Consider the following 20,045-nt stretch of genomic DNA (forward strand, 5'->3'; position numbering starts at 1 on the left):
GGGGAACCGTTCGCGTCTGGATTCAGACAAGCCGTCGAACCTATGGGTGACCTATGACGACGTTGAGGAAAGGCTTGCGAGTTGCCCTGAGAGCGCTCCGGGTGCCGGAGACCGAGGAGCATCGATCTCGCTGTAGCCCTGCGGCGTGACCCGGATCTGCAACTTCGCCGGAATCTGTTCCTTCATCGATTCGACGTGGCTGATCAGCCCGATGGTGCGACCGCCGGCCCGCAGGCTGTCGAGGGTGCTCATGGCCGTCTCCAGCGTCTCGGCGTCGAGGGAGCCGAAGCCCTCATCGACGAAGAGGGTATCGAGGGCGATGCCGCCGGCCTGATTGGAGACCACCTCGGCGAGCCCGAGCGCCAGGGCGAGCGAGGCGAGAAAGGTCTCCCCGCCGGAGAGCGAGTGCGTGGCTCGTGCCCGCCCGGTGTGTTCGTCGCGGATGGCGAGCCCGAGTCCGGCCTGGCTGCCGCGGTACTGCAGGGCGTCGTCGTGTTCGAGGGCGTAGCGACCGCCGGTCATGGTGCGCAGCCGGTTGTTGGCGGCGGCGATGATCTCTTCGAGCTGGGCGGCGAGCACGTAGGTCTCGAGTTTCATGCGCTTCGTGTTGGGGTCGTCGCCGTGCACGACGGCGGCGAGCTGGCGCACCTGGCCGTGCCGGGCGAGCAGGTCGGCGGCGAGGGCGAACGTGGCGCGCGCATCCACTACCAGGGCGGTGAGCGCGTCGGCGCGTTCGCCGAGCGATCCACGCCGGGCGATGGCGGCGTCGCGGGCCTCCGCGGCGAGGCGGCGGGTCTCGCGGGCCGGTTCGACTTCGATGGGGTGGGCGGGCAGCCCGGCGAGCCCGGATTCGGCGAGCACGCCGCGGGCCGCGGCCAGCTCGTCATCGTGCGCCCGGATGCTGTCTTCCTCGTCGTGCACCTGGGCCGGGGTGAGCCGGGCAGCCAGGACCTCGGCCTCGTCGGCGAAGCCTTCCTCGGCCAGCTGGCGTGCCAGGGCGTCGGCGGCTGTCTCCGCGGCACGGCGGGCGGAGGCGCACAGCGCCACGGCGTCGCTGAGCGACCGGGCGGCGTCGAGCTCGGCCTGTAGCCGGTTCGCCCGGTCGGTGACGCTCGCAAAGCCCGATCGTTGGGCTTCGACCCTGGCTGCGATGGTTTCCCGCTCGGTGCGGAGTTCGGCCAGCTGCACGGCGGTTTCGTCGCGGGCGAGCTGCAACGGGGCCAGGGCAGTCTGGGCCTCGGCCTGGTCGGCGCGCAGGCGGGCCAGGGCGGTTTCGAGCATGGGCACCCGAGCGAGGTGGTCGGCGGCTTCGGCCTGTGCCTGCCGGGCGAGGGTGAGGGTGGCGTCGAGCTGGTCGGAATCGTCGGTGCCGGCCCGGGTGCGGGCCTCGGTGAGCCTCGTCGCAACGGCCTGGGACTCGGTGCGGCAGGTGTCGACGGCGGCCTGCCGGCTGCCCATCAGGCGCCGGGCGGCGTCAAGGTGCTCTTCGGTGACCAGTTCGGCATCGCCGGTCTTGGGCGCAGGGTGCTCGGTGGCTCCGCAGACCGCGCACGGACTGCCGTCCACCAGCTCTGCCGCCAGTTCGATTGCGAAGCCGCCGAGCCGGCGGTCGACCAGATGCTGGTAGTCGAGGGCAGCGGTGGAGTTCAGGGCCACAGCGTCGCGCTCGGCGCGGTGCACACCCACGAGTTCGGTCTGCAGCCGGCGCACGTCATCGGCGGCGGCCAGGGCGGTCTCGGCACGGGCGACCGCCGCCTCCGCTTCGGGCAGCCGGGCCGCTCCGAGTGACGCCTCGGCGAGGGCGTCGGCGGCGGCATCGATGCGTTCCGGCAGGGCCAGCAGCAGCAGCCGGGCGGTGTCGAGGGCTGTGGTGTGTTCGCCCGCCAGCAGTTCGAGGTCGGTGATGCGCCCGGCGAGGGCGGGCAGCCGACGTTCTTCGCTCAGGATGTCGCTGAGGCCGCCGAGCTGGCGGAGCCGTTCGTCGACGACGACGGCGAGGCCGGCCGCGTCCAGGTCGGCCTGCGCGGCGACGGGTGCCGCGGTATCAGCGTCGGTATCGGCCAGGACAGTCACCCACGCACGGCGGGCGCTCTGTTCGGCGGCGTCGGCGGTGGCGACCTCAGCCTGCGCATCCGCGCTCGCGCGCACCTGCGGCCAGACCCGGGCGGCGCGCTCCGCCGCCGTGAGGCGCTCCCGCCTGGTGGCGATCTCCGTCGCGCGACCAGTCAGCTCGGCCAGTGCGGCAGCGGCGGTGTCGCGGCGGTCCTGCCGGCGGCGGCGGTCTTCGATGGCCTCGCAGTCCAGGGTGGCGGTGATCAGTGCCGCCGACGCTCCCTCGGCGCGCACTGTCGCCGCGGCCAGGCGCCGTTCGATGGTCTCGAGGGCCGCCTCGAACCAGGCGAGGTCGGGGTCGGCCGGGGCTTCCGGCGCGGCCTCGGCCGTTGCGACACCGCCGGGCGCGATCTCGGCATGCGCGGACTCCCCCGCTGCCGTTTCGGCCTGGTCACCGTCCCGCCAGAGCTGGCGCATCGTCGCGGCGACGAGGCCGTCGATCTCGTGGCGGGCCAGCGAGAGCTCGTCATCGAGCACCTTACGGCGGGCGAGCAACTCGGTCTCCAGCTGCTGGAATCGCAGGGTGCCGAAGAGGGTACGCAGCACCGTGAGCCGATCGTCGGTCTTGGCGAGCAGGAACCGCTGGAACCGGTTCTGGGCGAGCAGGATCACCTGCAGGAACTGGTCCTGCTTGAGCGGCAGGATCCGGCTGAGCTCGTTTCCCACATCGACGGGCCGGGACGCGATGCCCACCCAGCCGTCGGCGCCGGAACCGGCCTCGAAACGGTCGAGGCGGGCATCCGGCTGGGCGGTGGTGGTGCCGACGCCGCGCTTCTTGGGCTTCTCGAACCGGGGCGTGCGGTACACCCGGTAGGTCTCGCCCTTGAGGGTGAACTCGAGTTCGACGAAGCTCGGGTCATCCGGGTCGCAGTGGTCGCTGCGCAGCCGCAGCTCGCTGCCATCGAAGCGCGGCACCGAGCCGTAGAGGGCGAAGCAGATGGCGTCGAGGATGCTGGACTTGCCGGCGCCGGTCTTGCCGGTGATCAGGAAGATGCCGTCGGCGTCGAAACGGGTGAAGTCGACCTCCTGCTCGGTCTTGTACGGACCGAAGCCGGCGATGCGCAGGCGGGTGATCTTCATCCGGCCGCTCCCTCCGGGTTCTGGCCGAGCACATCGGCGACCAACTCGCGTTCGAAGTCGGTGAGCCCGACACCGTTGCGCACGAACTCGAGGAACCCGGCCACGATTTCGGGGTCGCTTTTGTGTGCCACCCGGTCGGAATACGTGGAGGGGCCGGCGGACATGGAAATCGCCGGGCGGTGCTCGAGCGCGACGCAGTGCGGGAACCGCTTCTGCAGAATGCGCATGCCGTCGAGCGGTCGCACCTGGTCGGTGAGCACAGCGGCCACCCAGTCATTCTCGAACGCCAAGAATTCGTCTTTGTGGGCGAGCTCCAGCAGCTCGCCGGTGAGCACTCGCAAGCGACGGGGAACGGGCAGATCGACCCATTCCACTCCGGCCAGGCCGCCGGCGTCGAGCTCCACCAGCCAGGCGCCGCGGGGCTTGTCGGCTTCGGCGAAGGAGTAGTGCAGCGGAGCGCCGGAGTAGCGCATCCGCTCGCTCAGGATGGCGCGGCCGTGGATGTGCCCGAGGGCCACGTAGTCGGGGCCGTCGAACACGCTGGCCGGAACGAGATCGAGGCCGCCGGCGCTGATGTCGCGTTCCACATCGCTCGCGGTCACTCCGGCGGCGAAGCAGTGCGAGAGCACCACCGAGCGGCCGTCGCGTTCGGCGAGGTCGTCACGCACCTGCCGCATGGCCAGGCCGAGTGCCTGCTCGTGGGTCTTGAGCAGCTCGTCGGGATAGTGGTGCCGGATCAGGGCCGGCTCGAGGAACGGGATGCCGTAAAAGTGCACCGGACCGTATTCGTCGTCGATCGTGATCGGCGTGCGGTACTGGTCGAAGCCGGTGACGACGTGGATGCCGGCGAGCCCGGTCCACTCCGACTGGAAGCCGAGGCGGGTGGCGGAGTCGTGGTTGCCGCTGGTCATGACCACGCGGGCGCCGGTGGCGTGCAGCTTCGCGAGGGTGCCGCTCAGAAGGGCGTAGGCATCCGCAGAGGGGGTGGCGGAATCGAAGATGTCGCCGGCCACCGCGACCACGTCGACCTCGTGTTCGCGCACGACCTCCACCAGCGCGTCGAGCACCGTTTGCAGGTGGTCGAGGGTGGAGTGGGTCTGGAAGGTGCGCCCGATGTGCCAGTCACTCGTGTGCAGGATCTTCATACCTCTCACGCTACAGTCGACCACCGACACGGGCGCGCACACACGTACGCGTGTGCGTTCCTCGCGAGCGATTTCGTCCTCGGCGCCCGCCTCTCGGGTCGCACGTGCCCGTCACTCGGCGCTCATTTCCGAACAACGCCGGGTGTTTCCGCCTCGTGACTGAGTGTTTTCCGCAAACGAGTCCTCATGAGCCGGTGCGTGGGCGGCCGGACGGGATTTTCGCGCCCCGGGCACGCAACCGCAGGGCGATCCGGGCGACGAGCGCGGCCGGGTCACGCAGGTCGTCGTCGGTGAACTGCAGCACCTGCCAGCCGTGGTCTTCGAGCCGGCCGACACGGCGGATGTCGGCACGCCACTGCGCACGATCCGTGCGGTGCTGATCACCCTGATACTCCACGAACAGCTTGTACTCCGGGTAGGCCAGGTCTCCCCGACCGAGAAACTCGCCCTCGTCACTGACTGAACACCCTGTAGTTGCACGCGGGCTCGGGCAGCCCAGCGAGCACGATGACCACCCGGAGGAGGGACTCGCGCTGCGATTCCGCCCGGTCCCGCAGCAGCGGCAGGGCGGCACGGGCTCGCTTGAGTCCGCTGCGGCTGGGATAACGCTCGAGGGCATGCTGCAGCTCGCTCGGAGTCAGGATCGGCGCCTCCCAACGAATGAGATAGTCCCCGACCGCCACCAGCTCGCCCAGGGTGAGGAGCGCGGCCAGGTCGAGCCAGGTACGGGCCGGGCCGGTGAGCCGCAGCGGGCCGCGGTCGACGAGGGTGTCGGGGTCGATAGTCACGCGGTGACCGACGATATCCCGGGCCTCCATCCCCCGCGCAGACGCCGGGACGCCGACATGGATCGGTCGCAAGCGCGCCAGCCGGGTCGGCACCGGCAGCCCCAGGAGCAGGGCGGCCGTCGAATGGCTGAAGAAGGAATCCGGCGGCATGCGAACAAGGAGCGCGCGGCAGAGCGCTTCGAGGTCGGTACGGTTCGCCCATGCGACGGACGTCGGCGACCCCGCAAAAGTACGTGCCGGTGTGCGGATGCCCCAGAACGGCCGGTCGAGATCCTTGCTGTTCAGCCGGGAACGCGCCACTCCCGCCTCGAGGGCATCGCCCACCCGGAATGGTCGGTCGGCCCAGCCGTCTGGAAGAGGGATGCGTGCGGTCATCGGACGAGGGTGCCTCACTGCGTCACTCCCCGCCGAGATTCTCCACAGGCCGGTGCGACACCGGCGGCCCGTTGTTCTCGTTTCCGAAAAACGCATACCTCTGCGGCCTCCCAACCGTGCAAAGTCCGGAAACGAGACCGCGAGAGGGAAGGACGACGACGCGGCGCCCTCGCCCGCGGCGCCCGGCGCGTTCGTTTCCGGAAAACGCACAGTCCGGAGGCCTCTCAACCCTGCGAAGTCCGCAAACGAACGGCGAGCCATGAATACGGCGAGCCGGGATGCCCGTGCACGGCAGTGGACGTTCGATTCCGGAAAACGCACCGTTCTGCGGCCTCGCAACCCGGCGAAGTGCGGCAACGGGAATGCGCGAGGCGAGAACTCCTGCGCGACGCACGTCGTCCGCAGCGTTTTGTGCGTTCGCTTCCGGAAAGTGCATAGTCGTGGGGCCTCCGCACCGTGAGAAGTTCGGAAACGAGGCGTATTGGGTCAAGGGAGGGCACGTCCGCCACTGGGGGGATCTTTGTTTATCTGTGTTTGTGTTGACATACAAAAGGAAACGGGTCTAAAGTCAGGCATAACAACTTTTGCCCCGGCATTTCGCCGCGCACGACCGCCCAGTTCTCAGTAGTTCTCACCGTCGAGGAGGCCCGATGTTCGCCGAAGAGCGTCAGTCGAAGATCGCCGCACTGGTGTCCGACCAGAGCCGGGTCACCGTGAACGAACTGGCCCTGCGCTTCGACATCACGCCGGAGACCGTGCGCCGCGACCTCTCCGCCCTCGAGCTGAACCGGCACCTGCGCCGCGTGCACGGCGGCGCCGTGGCCATCGACCGGCTGAGCATGTCCGAGCCCAGCCTCGAAGAGCGCCAGACCCAGCACCACGACGAGAAGGCCCGCATCGCCGAGGCCGCCCTGGCCATGATCCCCGCGAGCACCACCGGCTCGATCATCCTGGACTCCGGCACCACCACCGAGCTGCTGGCCGACCGCCTGCTCGACTGGAAGCCCGCCAACCTCGGCGACCAGCTCCTCGTGATCACCAACGCCCTGCCCATCGCCTACAAGCTGGCCGGCAACGACTTCATCTCGCTACAGATCCTCGGCGGTCGGGTGCGCGGCCTCACCCGCGCCATCGTGGGCACCCGCACCACCCAGCAGCTCGACGCCATGCGCCCCGACATCGCCTTCGTCGGCGCCAACGGCGTGGATGCGGGCTTCGGCCTCAGCACCCCCGACTCGGTCGAAGCCGCCGTGAAGACCGCCATCGTGCGCTCTGCCCGCCGCGTCGTCGCGCTGGCTGACTCCTCCAAACTCGATCAGGAAACCCTGGTTCGATTCGCGGCGCTGGGCGATATCGACGCGCTCATCACCGATGCTCCCCCTTCCCAGAAACTTGCCGAGGCCCTGGCCGCGGCGGATGTCGAGGTCGTAATCGCATGATCGTCACACTCACCCCCAACCCCAGCCTCGACCGCACCATCGAACTCGCCGGCCCCCTGGCCCGCGGCGACGTGCAGCGCGCGTTGGACGCCCACCAGGAACCCGGCGGCAAGGGCGTCAACATCTGCCGCGCCCTCGAGGCCTCCGGCATCGAGAGCCTGGCGATCCTGCCCGGCGACCCCGAAGACCCGGTGCTGCTCGCGCTCGTCGCCCAGGGCATCCCTCACCTCGGCCTGCCGATCGGCGCCACCCTGCGCAGCAACATCGCCATCACCGAGCCCGACGGCACCACCACCAAGGTGAACGAGCCCGGCCCGGCACTGAGTGCCGAGCAGCAGCAGGCCCTAGTGGAACTCGTGCTCGAGAAGGCCGCCGGAGCCAGCTGGCTCGTGCTGGCCGGCTCGTTGCCGCCCGGAGTTCCGGACACCTTCTACGCCGACCTCACCCGGGAACTCAAGACCCGTCTGGGCGACCAGGCCCCCAAGGTCGCCATCGACTCCTCCGGCGCCCCGCTGGCCGCGGCCGTCGCGGCCGCCCCCGCCCTGCTCAAGCCCAACGCCGACGAGCTCGCCGAGCTCACCGGCATGTCGGATGCCGACAGCCTCGAAGCCGACCCACACCTGGCCGCTCGCGCTGCCCAGACCCTGATCACCGCGGGAGTCGGCGCCGTGCTGGCCACCCTCGGCTCCAAGGGCGCGCTGCTGGTCACCGCAGAGGGCTACTGGCTCGCCACTCGTCCCCCGATCGTCGCGGTCTCCACCGTCGGCGCCGGAGATTCTTCGCTCGCAGGCTTCCTGCTCAGCGATCTGGCCGGGGCAACCGCTCCGGACTGCCTGCGTCAGGCCGTCGCCCACGGCGCCGCCGCCGCATCCCTGCCCGGCTCAACCGTGCCGGCGTTGAACCACACCGATCCCAGCGCCGTCACCGTGACGGCTTTTGCCACCCATCCAAAGGAGGATGACCAGTGAGTGCACTGATTACCCCAGAGCTCGTTGCTTTGGACCAGAACCTCGGTGACACACCGTCGACAGTGATTCGGCACCTCGCCGAACTCGTCGTCGGAGCCGGCCGCGCAACCGAGATCGAGGGCCTGTACGCGGATGCCCTCGCCCGTGAGGCGAAGACGTCCACCGGCATCCCCGGCGGCCTCGCCATCCCCCACTGCCGTTCCACCGCCGTCACCGAGCCGACCCTCGTCGTCGCCCGGCTGTCGCAGCCCGTCGACTTCGGTTCCGCCGACGGCCCCGCCGACCTGATCTTCATGATCGCCGCCCCGGAGGGCGCCGACCAGGACCACCTCAAGATCCTGTCGAAGCTGGCCCGTTCGCTGATGAAGAAGGACTTCACCGCCGCCCTGCGCGCCGCGAAGACCCCCGACGAAATCGTGACCCTGGTCACCGACATCGTCGCCCCGGTCACCGCGCCCGCCGGTGCGCACGCCGGCCCGGCAGCCCCGCGCACCACCTCGGCCGTGCCCGTCCAGGCACCGACCGGAGCGGGCACGACCGGAGCCGCCACCGCCGGCAGCCGCCGCCTCGTGGCCGTCACTGCCTGCCCCACCGGCATCGCACACACCTACATGGCAGCGGATGCGCTCGTCGCGGCCGCGAAGGAGATGGGCATCGACCTGCAGGTCGAGACCCAGGGCTCCGCCGGAGCGACCCCGCTGGCCGCCTCGGTCATCGATGCCGCCGACGCCGTGATCTTCGCGGTCGACGTGGACGTGCGTGACAAGAACCGCTTCGCCGGCAAGCCCGTCATCCAGTCGCCCGTCAAGCGCGGCATCGACGAGCCGAAGAAGATGATCGAAGAGGCCCTCGCGGCCGTCGACAACCCCAATGCCCGCCGGGTCTCCGGCGGCGCAGCAGCCGCGTCCGACTCGGTCAGCGAGAACGAGCACCTGGGCCAGAAGGTCAAGCGGGCCCTGCTCACCGGCGTCAGCTACATGATCCCGTTCGTCGCCGGTGGAGGTCTGCTGATCGCCCTGGGCTTCCTGCTCGGTGGCTACAAGATCACCGAGATCGCCGACGTCGTCGTGCTGCAGAACAGCCTGTGGAACCTGCCGGAGGGTGGCCTGCTGATCTACCTCGGCGCTGTGCTGTTCAAGATCGGTGCCCTGTCGATGGGCTTCCTCGTTCCCGCGCTGGCCGGTTACATCGCCTACGGCATCGCGGACCGCCCCGGTATCGCTCCCGGCTTCGTCGCCGGTGCAGTGTCCGGCTTCATGGGTGCCGGCTTCCTCGGCGGCATCGTCGGTGGCCTGCTCGCCGGTATGGCCGCGGCCTGGATCGGTTCGTTCGAGGTTCCGCGCTGGCTCCGCAGCCTGATGCCCGTCGTGATCATCCCGCTGCTCGCCTCGATCTTCGCCTCCGGCCTGATGTTCCTGGTGCTCGGCGGACCGATCGCCTGGCTCACCGTGGCCCTCAGCGACTGGCTGAACGGCATGACCGGCGCCTCCGTCGTCATCCTCGGCCTGATCCTCGGCCTCATGATGGCGTTCGACCTCGGTGGACCGGTCAACAAGGTGGCCTACTCCTTCGCCGTCGCCGGCCTCGGTGCAGCCACCCTGGCCAACCAGGCGCCGTGGCAGATCATGGCCGCGGTCATGGCCGCCGGCATGGTTCCGCCGCTCGCGATGGCCCTGGCCACTGTGCTCGACCGCAAGCTGTTCACCCCGGTTGAGCGCGAGAACGGCAAGGCAGCCTGGCTGCTCGGTGCCTCCTTCATCTCCGAAGGCGCCATCCCGTTCGCCGCGGCCGACCCGCTGCGCGTGATTCCGGCGAGTATGCTTGGCGCGGCCACTACTGGTGCGCTGACCATGGCTTGGGGCGTGACGTCAAAGGCTCCGCACGGCGGAATCTTTGTCTTCTTCGCCATCGAGAACGTCCTGGGCTTCATCCTGGCGATTGTCATTGGCACGATCATCTCTGCCCTCGCCGTGATTGCTCTCAAGCGTTACGTCCGGAAGGCGCCGAGCGCCGAGGCCGCCGAGCAGAACAACACCGCGCTGGTGACCGCCTAGCATCCGCTGGCGTCACCACCGCTTCAAGAAACGAGGAAGTTCCGTGCAGAGTTTCACTGGAGTAGGGGTCAGCCCCGGCCGGATCGTTGGATCCGTTCGGCAGATGCCCAAGGCCGTGAGCGAGCCGCCAGCAGGAGAAAAGCTGGCCTCGTCGACAACGGCAGAGGATGCCGCAGTCACGCTTCGCACGGCCGCGAAGGTGGTGCAGACTGAGCTCAAGGAGCGCTCGGTCGGCGCCACCGGTGCGGGCAAGTCGGTTCTCGAGGCCACCGCCCTGATGGCCGCTGACCCGATGCTGATCAAGGGCGCGGTCAAGCTGATCACCAACAACGGCACGTCCGCCGAGCGGGCGATCTGGGAGTCGGCTGCGTCGGTGGCCGAGATGCTGCACAACCTCGGCGGCTACATGGCCGAGCGCTCCACCGATGTGCTCGACGTGCGCTCGCGCATCGTGGCCGAGCTGCGTGGGGTGCCCGCGCCGGGCATTCCCGCCTCGGACACCCCGTTCATCCTCGTCGCCGACGACCTCGCCCCGGCCGACACGGCCACGCTGAACCCGGCGATCGTGTTGGCCCTGGTGACCTCCGGCGGCGGACCCCAGTCACACACCGCGATCATCGCCCGCGCCCTGGGCCTGCCCGCGGTCGTCGCCGCGGTCGGTGTCGACGCCATCACCGATGGCACCGAGATCTACGTCGACGGTGCCGCCGGCAGCGTCACGGTCGACCCCGACGCCGACCAGGTCGCCGCGGCCGCCGCGTGGGCGACGACCGCCGCCACCCTGGCCGTGTTCGACGGCAACGGCGTCACCGCCGACGGGCACCTGGTGCCGCTGCTGGCCAACGTCGGCGGGGCGAAGGACGCCGTCAAGGCCGCTGCCGCGAACGCGCAGGGCGTGGGACTGCTGCGCACCGAGTTCTGCTTCCTCGAACGCGACACCGAACCCTCCCACGAGGAACAGATCACCGCCTACCGCGGTGTCTTCGACGCGTTCCCGGGCAAGAAGGTCGTCGTGCGCACCCTCGACGCCGGCGCCGACAAGCCCCTCCCGTTCCTCACCGACGCGTCCGAGCCCAACCCGGCGCTGGGCGTGCGCGGGTACCGCACCGACTTCACCTCCCCGGGTGTGCTCAAGCGTCAGCTGGCCGCGATCGCCGCCGCCGCCGAGGGCACCGAAGCGGATGTCTGGGTGATGGCCCCGATGATCTCCACCGCCGACGAAGCCGGTGACTTCGCCGCGATGTGCGCCGAGGCCGGCCTGACCAACCCCGGTGTCATGGTCGAGGTCCCCTCCGCCGCCCTGACCGCGGAAACCATCCTCGGTAAGGTCAACTTCGCCAGCCTCGGCACCAACGACTTGACCCAGTACGCCATGGCCGCCGACCGGCAGCTCGGCCCGCTCGCCGCGTTGAACACGCCGTGGCAGCCCGCCGTGCTCCGCTTGATCCAGCTCACCGTGGCCGGGTCCCTCGCCGAGGGCAACCAGAAGCCCGTCGGGGTCTGCGGCGAAGCCGCAGCCGACCCCGCCCTGGCCGTGGTCCTCGTCGGACTCGGCGTGAACACCCTGTCCATGACCGCCCGCGCCCTCTCGGCCGTTGGCGCGGTGCTGAACACCGTCACCCTGGCCGAAGCCCAGCGCCTCGCCACGATCGCCCTCGCCGCCCCCAACGCGCTCGAAGCCCGCGCCCAGGTGCGCGCCGAACTTCCCGTGCTCGACGAACTCGGCCTCTAGGAATCCCACTCGGGAAACCTCGGGATGTGCTGTCGCTCACGGCGACAGCACATCCTCCCCGCAATACAGTTGAAGTCCGTCAGTCTTCAGGAGGAATCATGTCAGAACGTACCGCCACCATCGCCAGCCGCGTCGGCCTGCACGCCCGCCCCGCAGCGATCTTCGCTGAGGCCGTCGGCGCCCTGCCCGTTGAGGTCACCATCGCCCTCGAGGGCGACCCGGCCGACGACGCGATGGATGCCTCGAGCATCCTCAGCCTGATGAGCCTGGGTGCCGCAAACGGCCAGGTCGTCGTGCTGCGCGCCGAGGGCGATGGCGCCGATGAGGCCCTCGAAAGCCTCGTCAAGATCCTTGAGACTGACCTCGACGCCGAGTAACACCTGCAGTCGTTTTGAGTCGGCGTTCTGAGCGCCTCTCAACGTTTCTTAAAAGGGTCAGCTCGCTCGTGTAGGGCGAGCGAGCTGATCTTGCACACGACAGTACTACTCCCTACGAAGGGCGCAAGTGCTCAAGCGTTTGCACTCAGCGAGTACTCAGCCTTGACCGGCCGCGACCAGCGGCCGGTCATTGTCGTCTACCCGCCGGGGCGTCAGCCGCATCGTGGCGGCGAGGCCAACGGCCAGGAACCCGGCGGCCGCGAAGGCCGAGTACCGGGTGCCCTCGCTGAAGGCTTCCTTGGCCGCCTCCGCAACGGCGGCACTGTTCTCGCCGAGCGCCGAATCGGGTGCAGACAGGGCCGGGATCGCCGCCCCCGCGCTGTCGACGACGGCGTCGACGATCTGGCTGCTGGCGGCGGTGGGCACGCCCAGCTCGTCGAGTTTGGCCTGCAGGGACAGGCCCACCGAGGTGAACAGCACGGTGCCGAGCACCGCGATTCCCAGTGCTGAGCCGATCTGCCGAGCCGTGCTCGAGGTGCCGGAGCCCTGACCGCTCTGTTCGACCGGAACGTCGCCGAGCACAACGCCGGTGAGCTGGGCCGTGGCCAGGCCGACACCCATGCCGTAGACGAACAGGAACGGCACGATCGACAGCCAGGTCGCATCCACGGTGATCATGATGCCCAGGCCCGCCACGCCCACGATCTCGGCCGCGATGCCGACGCGCACGATGGTGAGCGGCGAGACCTTGTTGCCGAACGCGCCGGCGATGCCGCTGGCCACGAACGAGCCGATCGCCAGGGCGAGCAACACGAAGCCGGTCTGCAGGGCGTCGTAGCCGAGCACGTTCTGCAGCCAGAGCGGCAGTGAGAGGATGATGCCGAATTCGCCGAGCGACACGATGAGCGCGGCGATGTTGCCGTTGCGGAAGGACGGGATGCGGAACAGCGAGAATGCGAGCAGGGTGGATTTGCCCAGCCTCTGGCGGCGAAGGCCCCACCAGATGAACAGTGTGCCGGAGACGAGCGTGATCAGGAACGCGACCGGGATGATCGACAGGTCGAACGGCCAGGTCCAGTCACCGAGGGTGGGAGCGGTGTTGGTGAGCCACCAGCCGTAGGTGCGGCCCTCGATGAGGCCGAACACCAGGGTGGCGCTCGTCACCACCGAGAGCACCGCGCCGACCACGTCGATGCGGCGCGGTTCACCGGTGTCGCGGGACTCGGAGACGAAGAGCAGGATGCCGACCACGATGATGATGCCCAGCGGCACGTTGATACCGAACGCCCACCGCCAGGAGTACGAGGTGGTGAGCCAGCCGCCGAGCAGCGGGCCGACGGCGACCATGCCGCCGATGGTGGACCCCCAGATGGCGAAAGCGATGCCGCGGTCACGGCCGCGGAAGGTGGCGTTGATGAGCGACAGGGTGGTGGGCAGCACCATGGCACCGCCGACGCCCTGCACCAGCCGGGAGGCGATCAGCAGGTCGCCGGTCTGCGCGAGGGCAGCGAGCACCGACGCGCCGGCGAAGATCACCACACCGGTCAGCAGGATGCGCCGGCGGCCGTACCGGTCGGCGAGCGTGCCGAAGACCAGCAGCAGCGCGGCGAAAACGAGGGTGTAGCTCTCCTGCACCCACTGCACCTGCGTGGAGGTGATGCCGAGGTCGTCGATGATCGACGGGATGGCGACGTTGACGATGGTGGAGTCGACGATGATCAGGGCGACGGCGATGCTGATGAAGACAAGACCGAACCAGCGCCGGCGGGCGCCGGTCACGCGCGCACCCCGGCGTCCTGGGTCACCGGTGTGCGGCGGATGGCGCGCAGCCGGCAGACGAGGGTGGCCGAGACGACAACGACCACGGCCACGATCGCCGTGATAGCGGTGGGGGTGGAGAGCAGGTCTCCGGTGAGCCGGGCGACGGCCACCCACGCCAGCCCCCAGCAGAGAGCGATGGTGGGGGTGAGGCGGCCCCGGCCGATCACGGCGAGCACCACCCCGACGGCGCCGGCCACCGCGATGACCACGACTCCCCAGACGTCGGCGGAGAGGCCGAATCCGGCGAAGCCCGCGGCAACGAGCACGGCGGTGATGTTGGCCGCGGTGGCCACACAGACCCAGCCGAGGTAGAGGCCGAGGGTGCCGTCCACGAGCACGGTCTCGACCAGGCCACGCGGCCGGGTGTCGAGGGTGGTGAGGAAGAGCCAGACCAGCACCGCGAGCAGCAGCACGATCACCGGAACACTCGCCCAGAGCAGGTCGAACTGCACGCTGAGGATCCAGGCGGCGTTGAGCAGCAACGAGGCTGCGACGCCATAACCGAGGCGGCGCTGCCGGGGATCGGTCTTCTGCCGCGGCAGGAACTGCCAGATCGCGTAGAGCACGAGGCCCGCGTAGATGGGCGTCCAGATCGCGAACGCCGGCCCACCGGGGGCGATCGGAGTGGCATCCGCGGCGAGGGCGCCCCCGGACGCATCCTGGATCGGTGTGCCGCCGGCCGCGCCGGAGCCGACGAACGAGCCGGCCAGGGCGAGGATGGCGCTGACGAGCACTGTGCCCTGTCGCACAAGGTCTCTGGGCTCTGACATGTCGGACTCCTTCGCGGACGAATTGATCAGCTAGCTGACTAAACCACGGTAGCAGTACATTGAACGAGTGACCACTCCTGATTCCGCGCCAGAGGCGATGGCGCAATGGCCCAACGGCCGGCTGCTCTCCACGGCGGCCCGCCTGGTCGAGCACGCCTGGGTTCAGGCGCTGGATTCCCTCGGCCTCACCCACGCGGGGCTCATCGTGCTGCATCTGCTGGCCGGCGGCGCGCTCAGCCAGACCGAGCTGGCCAAGCAGGCCCGGGTGCAGACCCAGACCATGTCCCGAACCCTCGACAGGCTCGAGCGGGAGGGACTGATCGTGCGGATCAGGGACGAACACGATGCGCGCCGGCACGTGGTGACCCGCACGGATGCCGGCGTCGAGGTCTGGCAGCAGGCCCGCCACCTGGAGAGTGACATCTTCCCCCCGCTGGAGAATGCCGACGAACTCCGTGCGGCACTGCTGCAGATCATCGCGGCCTCGTCGGCCAAGCGGTGGTGACCCCGCATCCGCAGCCGACTACAGCCCGCGACTACAGTGCTCGGCTCAGCGTCTTGAGCCGGGCTCCCGTTCCCTCGGCCTCGGCCAGCGCGTTCTGCGCGGTGCCGTCCGGCCGCTCCGCGCGCGCCACCAGCAGACCGTAGACCAGGGTGTTCTCGCCGGCTTCGTGCGCGGCCTGCGCGGCCTGCTCGAGCTCCTCGGTGTAGAGCAGCCTGTCGTGCCGGTCGCCGAGGCGCTTGACCAGCGGCTTGGCCACGGTGCCGATCTCGGCATAGCGGCGGCGGCGTTTGGCCTGCCGCTTGAGAGCACTCGCCCGTTTCGCGAGTGCCTTTTGGTGTGCCTTCTTGAGCGCCTTCTTGATCGCCTTCTTCGAGCCGCCCGTGCGGGCCGCAGCGGCCTCGACCTTCGGCAGCACCGGCTCGGCCAGGGCAACGGCTTCGGCGGCGTACCGCACCCGGCGGGCGGCCTTCCGAACCTCGTGCAGCGCGGCCTCCGGCGCATCCGCATCGGCGACCTGCGCCGTTCTATGGTTCAGGGTAGCCACGGCTCGACGAAGCCCGCGCTTGATCTCTGCGGCCGCGGGCCGGGCGGCCTGGGCGCTGACCGGGGGCCACTCGGTGAAGGCTTCCAACGAGTCCAGTAGTCGGTAGTAGCGACTGCTGAGCAGGTAGCCGCGCACGACCTCCAGGCCGGTGGCGTAGTCCCGGCGCGCTCCCCCGACCAGGCGGGTGTGCGCGTCGTCGATCGGATGCGGCCGGGCGGCGCTGAGTTCGGCATCCGCCCGCCGGGCGCGCACCTCGGCGTCCCTGGCACGGCCGAGTTGCCGGCCCAGGTGGCCGAGCTCGGTGCGGAGCTCCGTAACGGCGGTCTTCTCGAACAGTCGGGAGTACACCGCGAGCACACTGCGCAGCCGGCGGACGGTGGTGCGCAGGTGGTGCACCGCGTGCGGCGCATCCGCTCGCACCGCCGGATCGAGGGTGATCAGGGTGGCGGTGAGCTCGCGGAGGGCCCCCACCACGACCGCTCCCGCCGAACCCGGGTCCTGCAGCGCGGCCGCGGGCAGCAGGCTGGGCAGCGCCGGGGCCTCGGGCAGATCGGTGAGCGACTCCACACCGACGGCGCGGGCGATCTTGGCGACGCTGGCGGAGGGACGCGCGCCGGCAGCGAGCAGCGCGGCTTCGACGGCGTCGAGCAGACGGGTGCGCTTCTTGCGGGTGTCCGGAGCGCCGTCAAGCAGTTCGACCTCCCATTCCCGCCACTTGCGGTACGTGCCGCCGCGAGCGTCGGATGCCGACACCTGGTCGTCCGCGACCTCGGCGACGGCGCTGCCGGCGGCGTCGATCAGGTGCACCGTGGTGCGCTCGGTGACCAGTCGCGCCAGCGGGGTGAGCACTCGGTCGCGCACGATGGCCCGCACCGCTTCCAGCACTTCTGCGGGAACGGCGTCAGCGGTGTCGTCGGACCCGGACAGGCTCAGCGGCCAGTGCACCTCGGTGCGCCCCTCGTCGGCGGGCAGTTTGATGTGCCAGCCGGCGTCAGCGCCGCCCTCACGACGCCGAAGCACGATGCGTCGCCGGGCCAGGTCGTGGTCGGCGGTGTCGTAGTAGACGGCGGTGAGGGTGAACGGCTCGTGCGCTTCGACGGCCGTGATGCTCGGAATGTCCGCGAACTGGGGCATCCCGGTGGGGTCTTCGACGTCATATTTGCGTTCGATCTCGGTCTGTTCGCGCCCAGTCATGACTCTTGTCTACTACCTTGAGGTCATCGGGAGGGACTTTCCCGCTTTTTTACGCCGGAGCATGAATCAGGAATCGGGGGAACATCATGACCGCAACATCACCAGAACACGGCGAACCTCGCTGGCACGCCGATCCGGAGGGCGGCGGCGGCCTGCGCTGGTGGGACGGCACCCAGTGGACGACCGCGGTGATGGGACCGGCCGAGCTGGGCCCCCCGGTGCAACAGCCGCTTCCGGCCGACACGACGGTCTACACCTGGAGCATCTGGCTGATGGTGTTCCTGCCGTTGGTGACGGTCGCGGGCTTGCTGGTGCTGCCGCTGCCGTCGTTCGGCTCGTACACCGACCTGCAATCGGCCCAGGAGTTGCAACGATCGTTCGACCTGAACGGCCTGGTACGGAATGCGCTGAGCTTTGTCGTCTGGGGAACGTCGGTGGCGCTCGCATTCCACGACCGCCGCACCCTGCTGCGCGCCGGCTACGTGCGCCCGTTCCACTGGGCCTGGGCTTTCCTGTACTCGGGCGTCTACATCATCGGCCGCTCGATCATCGTGCAGCGCCGCATCGGCCGGGGCCTCGCTCCGATTTGGGCGTGGGTGGGTATATCGGTGCTGGGACTGATCGTCTCCGTCGGCATCCTGGTACCGATGTTCGCCGACCTGCTGGCCGTTATCCCGCGCTGATCGGGCCGGTCTCGGCCGGCTCCGGCACGATCACGAAGACCACGCCGTGGTCGTGCAGTTCGATGCGCAGCCGGTCGAGACTGGGCACCACGAGGTCAGCGTCGAGTTCCGCGGCCGAGTGCGTGCCCACGACACCGATGGTGGCGCAGCCGGCGGCGCGGCCGGCGGCCAGTCCGGCCGGAGCGTCTTCGATCACGACACACTGCCGGGCGTCGAGGCCGAGACGGTCGGCGGCTTCCAGGAACGGGTCGGGTGCGGGCTTGCCCTTTGCGGTGTCTTCGATGGTCACCACGACGGCGGGCGCCTCGAAGCCGGCCGCGGCCAGTCGGATGCGGCACAGATCGTGGCTGCACGACGTGACGATGGCGCGGCGTTCCTCCGGCAGGCTGCCCATCAGCTCGGCCGCACCCGGCAGGATGGCGATGTTGTCGGTGTCGGCCAGCTCGAGCTCGGTCACCCGCAGGATCGACGCCTCGACCTGGTCGGCGGACACGAGGTCGGCGACCATCTCCCGTGCGGGCCGGCCGTGCTGCACACCGGCGAAGAGGGCGCCGAGGCCCATCTCATCCGACCACTGCCGCCAGGACCGGTTCACCGCCATGGTTGAATCCACCAGGGTGCCGTCCATGTCGAAGAGCACCCCCTGGAAGACGCGGCCGATAACCGGGTGCGCCTGCCCCTCTGGCAGCGAGTCGATGAGGTCGGCGGAGCCGTCGTCACGTGCATGGTCGGGGGTCGTCATGGGTGATTCCACTTCCAGAAGCAGGTCGGCGAACACTCTGCGGCTTCTTCTACGACCCTAACGAGGCCCGATTGCGGGCGGTAACCACAGGCCTCGGGACTATCCGGGTGGTTTTCGGGTTTTCGGGTCGTGGGCGCGGTGCTTTTCCGGGGTGCGCCATTTCTCGGTGGGGTCGACCCAGTGCGGTGCTTTCACTTGGGGCATGCCGTTGACCATCCGGATTTTCCAGCCCGTGCTGCTGGTGATGGTGTGGTGGTGGTACCAGCACAGCAACACCCCGTTGTCCACGTGCGTTTGTCCGCCGTATTGCCAGTCTTCGACGTGGTGCACTTCGCACCACTGCGGTGGACAGGTGCAGCCCGGGATGATGCAGCCGCCATCCCTCGCGGTGATCGCCTTGCGTTGCAACGGGGAGAAGCAGCGGGCTTTGGAGCCCAGGCCGAGGACGGCGCCGTTTCCGCCGAAGAAGATGGGTTGCATGCCGCCGTTGTCGATCATCTGGTTGATGCTCTTCATCGAGATCGGCCCGTCCACCCCGTCGATCCAGCCGACGCCGGAGTTCTTGAGCAGGTCGGTGGCGTTCACGTGCACCATCACGGTCGGGGGCATGCCGCCCATGGTCGGGGTGCGGGGGTCTTGGGCGACCTGGGTGAGGATGCCCCGGAGAATGTCGGCTCGTTTCTCGCCGCCGGTGCGTTCGTCCAGGATTTCGTCGGGGATCAGTTGCCGGCTTCGATGCGCTGCTGGTCCTCGGCAGAGGGGGAACTTCACGGCGGTGCGGGCGGACTGGTAGGTGTTGAACAGGTTCTGCATCACGCCTTTGAGGTCAGGGGTGACGCCGCCGCGGAGCGGGTAGAGGCCGTCGCGGAGTGTGCCGAAGGAGAACGACGATTTCGCCTCGAGCAGCGGCGCGTTCGGGGCCGCCCCGTCGGGGTTCAATCGGGCCTGCCAGGTCTTGGTCATGTCGTTGATCCGGTCGGCGGTGAAGGTGAACCCGTCCGAATCACCCACCCGCACCACCGCACCCGGGCTCGTGGAAACCGGGCTGTCGTCGTTTCTGGCGCGGTCAAAGCGTGATCCGGTCGCGGACTCGACGAGGTCCCGTTCGGCGGCGTCGACATCGGCCGGGTTCGCGTCGAATCGGCCGTGCACCTTGTAGTCCGCCAGGCCTCTGACGATGTTCTCGGCCGCGTCGATGCCGAGTTCACCGGCGGTCAGGGCGGCGGCCACGATCGGGAACACCGGTTCCAGGACCGAGCCGGCGATGAGCCGGGGCGCGACCTTCTCACCCAGGACCACCCTCCGTTTCATCTCCGCGACCGAGGTGCGGGTCAGCAGGGTGAGGAGCTCGCTTTCGTGCCTGGCGCCCATGCGCCAAGCGAGGGAATCGGTACCCAGGCCACGCTGAGCGCGGGCGCTGATCACCGTTGCGGTGGTGACCCGGGCCGTGTCGACCGGGCGACCCAGCTGTTCGACCGCCTGCGTCAGCGCGACCGCTTCGGCGTCACTGAGCCCCACGGCATCGATCGACGCCAGCACCGCCTGCACGGTGCGTGCCGCGTCGGCCAGCGCACCGAGCTTCTCGCCGAATGCGCCGGATCGTGCCAGTTGCACCGCGGGAATCTCCTCGGGCTCGCGCCACACCGGCTGCGCCTTCCTCGGCTTCGGCACCTCGGGGACAGCGGCTCGGCTGCCGAAGGTGCCGCCTCCGCGCGA

Annotated in this window: 16 protein-coding genes; 7 read left to right on the plus strand and 9 right to left on the minus strand. The window is 69.5% G+C overall.

What is annotated here, in order from left to right:
* Window positions 1-51: 51 nt before the first annotated feature.
* The 4 genes from CTB96_RS16185 to CTB96_RS20600 all read right to left on the minus strand — a co-directional run bounded on the left by CTB96_RS16185 (window position 52) and on the right by CTB96_RS20600 (window position 5,500).
* Entirely contained in the window at window positions 52-3,192 is a 3,141-nt protein-coding gene (locus CTB96_RS16185) for an AAA family ATPase (protein ID WP_110127829.1), read from the minus strand.
* Window positions 3,189-4,337 (minus strand): exonuclease SbcCD subunit D, encoded by a 1,149-nt coding sequence (locus CTB96_RS16190; RefSeq protein ID WP_110127830.1) that lies wholly within the window; start codon window positions 4,335-4,337, stop codon window positions 3,189-3,191. Before CTB96_RS16190 ends, CTB96_RS16185 begins: the two co-directional genes overlap by 4 nt.
* Before the next feature lie 184 nt (window positions 4,338-4,521).
* The gene (locus CTB96_RS20595) at window positions 4,522-4,836 is read right to left on the minus strand and encodes a DUF559 domain-containing protein (protein WP_282433156.1); all 315 of its coding nucleotides are present in this window, start codon (window positions 4,834-4,836) and stop codon (window positions 4,522-4,524) included.
* Window positions 4,790-5,500: a hypothetical protein gene (locus CTB96_RS20600; protein WP_181397302.1), complete on the minus strand. Its 711-nt coding sequence runs from the start codon at window positions 5,498-5,500 to the stop codon at window positions 4,790-4,792. The genes CTB96_RS20595 and CTB96_RS20600 overlap by 47 nt, the downstream gene beginning before the upstream one ends.
* A 650-nt stretch (window positions 5,501-6,150) precedes the next feature.
* Between CTB96_RS20600 and CTB96_RS16200 the strand changes: the two genes are divergently transcribed.
* From CTB96_RS16200 to CTB96_RS16220, 5 genes are all read left to right on the plus strand, one after another.
* Complete coding sequence (locus tag CTB96_RS16200) at window positions 6,151-6,939, plus strand: DeoR/GlpR family DNA-binding transcription regulator (RefSeq protein ID WP_110127832.1); 789 nt, start codon at window positions 6,151-6,153, stop codon at window positions 6,937-6,939.
* Window positions 6,936-7,907 (plus strand): 1-phosphofructokinase family hexose kinase, encoded by a 972-nt coding sequence (locus tag CTB96_RS16205; RefSeq protein WP_110127833.1) that lies wholly within the window; start codon window positions 6,936-6,938, stop codon window positions 7,905-7,907. Before CTB96_RS16200 ends, CTB96_RS16205 begins: the two co-directional genes overlap by 4 nt.
* Window positions 7,904-9,961 carry a PTS fructose transporter subunit IIABC gene (locus CTB96_RS16210; protein ID WP_110127834.1) on the plus strand — a complete coding sequence of 686 codons (2,058 nt, stop codon included), beginning with the start codon at window positions 7,904-7,906 and terminating at the stop codon, window positions 9,959-9,961. The genes CTB96_RS16205 and CTB96_RS16210 overlap by 4 nt, the downstream gene beginning before the upstream one ends.
* 43 nt (window positions 9,962-10,004) lie before the next feature.
* A complete protein-coding gene (gene ptsP / locus CTB96_RS16215) occupies window positions 10,005-11,693 on the plus strand; it encodes a phosphoenolpyruvate--protein phosphotransferase (RefSeq protein WP_110127835.1) in 1,689 nt (562 codons plus the stop codon).
* 98 nt (window positions 11,694-11,791) lie between these two features.
* Complete coding sequence (locus CTB96_RS16220) at window positions 11,792-12,070, plus strand: HPr family phosphocarrier protein (RefSeq protein WP_110127836.1); 279 nt, start codon at window positions 11,792-11,794, stop codon at window positions 12,068-12,070.
* 156 nt (window positions 12,071-12,226) lie between these two features.
* Here the strand turns inward: CTB96_RS16220 and CTB96_RS16225 are convergent, their stop codons facing one another.
* Both CTB96_RS16225 and CTB96_RS16230 read right to left on the minus strand, forming a co-directional pair.
* Window positions 12,227-13,849: a DHA2 family efflux MFS transporter permease subunit gene (locus CTB96_RS16225; protein WP_110127837.1), complete on the minus strand. Its 1,623-nt coding sequence runs from the start codon at window positions 13,847-13,849 to the stop codon at window positions 12,227-12,229.
* Window positions 13,846-14,661: a tryptophan-rich sensory protein gene (locus tag CTB96_RS16230; RefSeq protein ID WP_110127838.1), complete on the minus strand. Its 816-nt coding sequence runs from the start codon at window positions 14,659-14,661 to the stop codon at window positions 13,846-13,848. Before CTB96_RS16230 ends, CTB96_RS16225 begins: the two co-directional genes overlap by 4 nt.
* A gap of 67 nt (window positions 14,662-14,728) precedes the next feature.
* On the opposite strand from CTB96_RS16230, the gene CTB96_RS16235 reads away from it, so the two are divergent.
* Entirely contained in the window at window positions 14,729-15,166 is a 438-nt protein-coding gene (locus CTB96_RS16235; protein WP_248283413.1) for a MarR family winged helix-turn-helix transcriptional regulator, read from the plus strand.
* A gap of 31 nt (window positions 15,167-15,197) precedes the next feature.
* On the opposite strand, the gene CTB96_RS16240 is transcribed toward CTB96_RS16235, so the two are convergent.
* Window positions 15,198-16,904: a CYTH and CHAD domain-containing protein gene (locus CTB96_RS16240; RefSeq protein WP_110127840.1), complete on the minus strand. Its 1,707-nt coding sequence runs from the start codon at window positions 16,902-16,904 to the stop codon at window positions 15,198-15,200.
* An 86-nt stretch (window positions 16,905-16,990) separates the two neighbouring features.
* Here CTB96_RS16240 and CTB96_RS16245 point away from each other — a divergent pair, with 86 nt between their 5' ends.
* Window positions 16,991-17,587 carry a DUF2510 domain-containing protein gene (locus tag CTB96_RS16245; protein WP_110127841.1) on the plus strand — a complete coding sequence of 199 codons (597 nt, stop codon included), beginning with the start codon at window positions 16,991-16,993 and terminating at the stop codon, window positions 17,585-17,587.
* Here the strand turns inward: CTB96_RS16245 and CTB96_RS16250 are convergent.
* Window positions 17,574-18,329, minus strand: a complete 756-nt coding sequence (locus CTB96_RS16250) for an HAD-IA family hydrolase (protein WP_110128546.1) — start codon at window positions 18,327-18,329, stop codon at window positions 17,574-17,576. The two genes, CTB96_RS16245 and CTB96_RS16250, sit on opposite strands and share 14 nt — an antisense overlap.
* Window positions 18,330-18,428: 99 nt before the next feature.
* Window positions 18,429-19,973, minus strand: a complete 1,545-nt coding sequence (locus CTB96_RS16255; RefSeq protein ID WP_181397303.1) for an HNH endonuclease signature motif containing protein — start codon at window positions 19,971-19,973, stop codon at window positions 18,429-18,431.
* Window positions 19,974-20,045 lie beyond the last annotated feature (72 nt).

This window comes from Cryobacterium arcticum (assembly GCF_003185895.1).
GTDB lineage: Bacteria > Actinomycetota > Actinomycetes > Actinomycetales > Microbacteriaceae > Cryobacterium > Cryobacterium arcticum.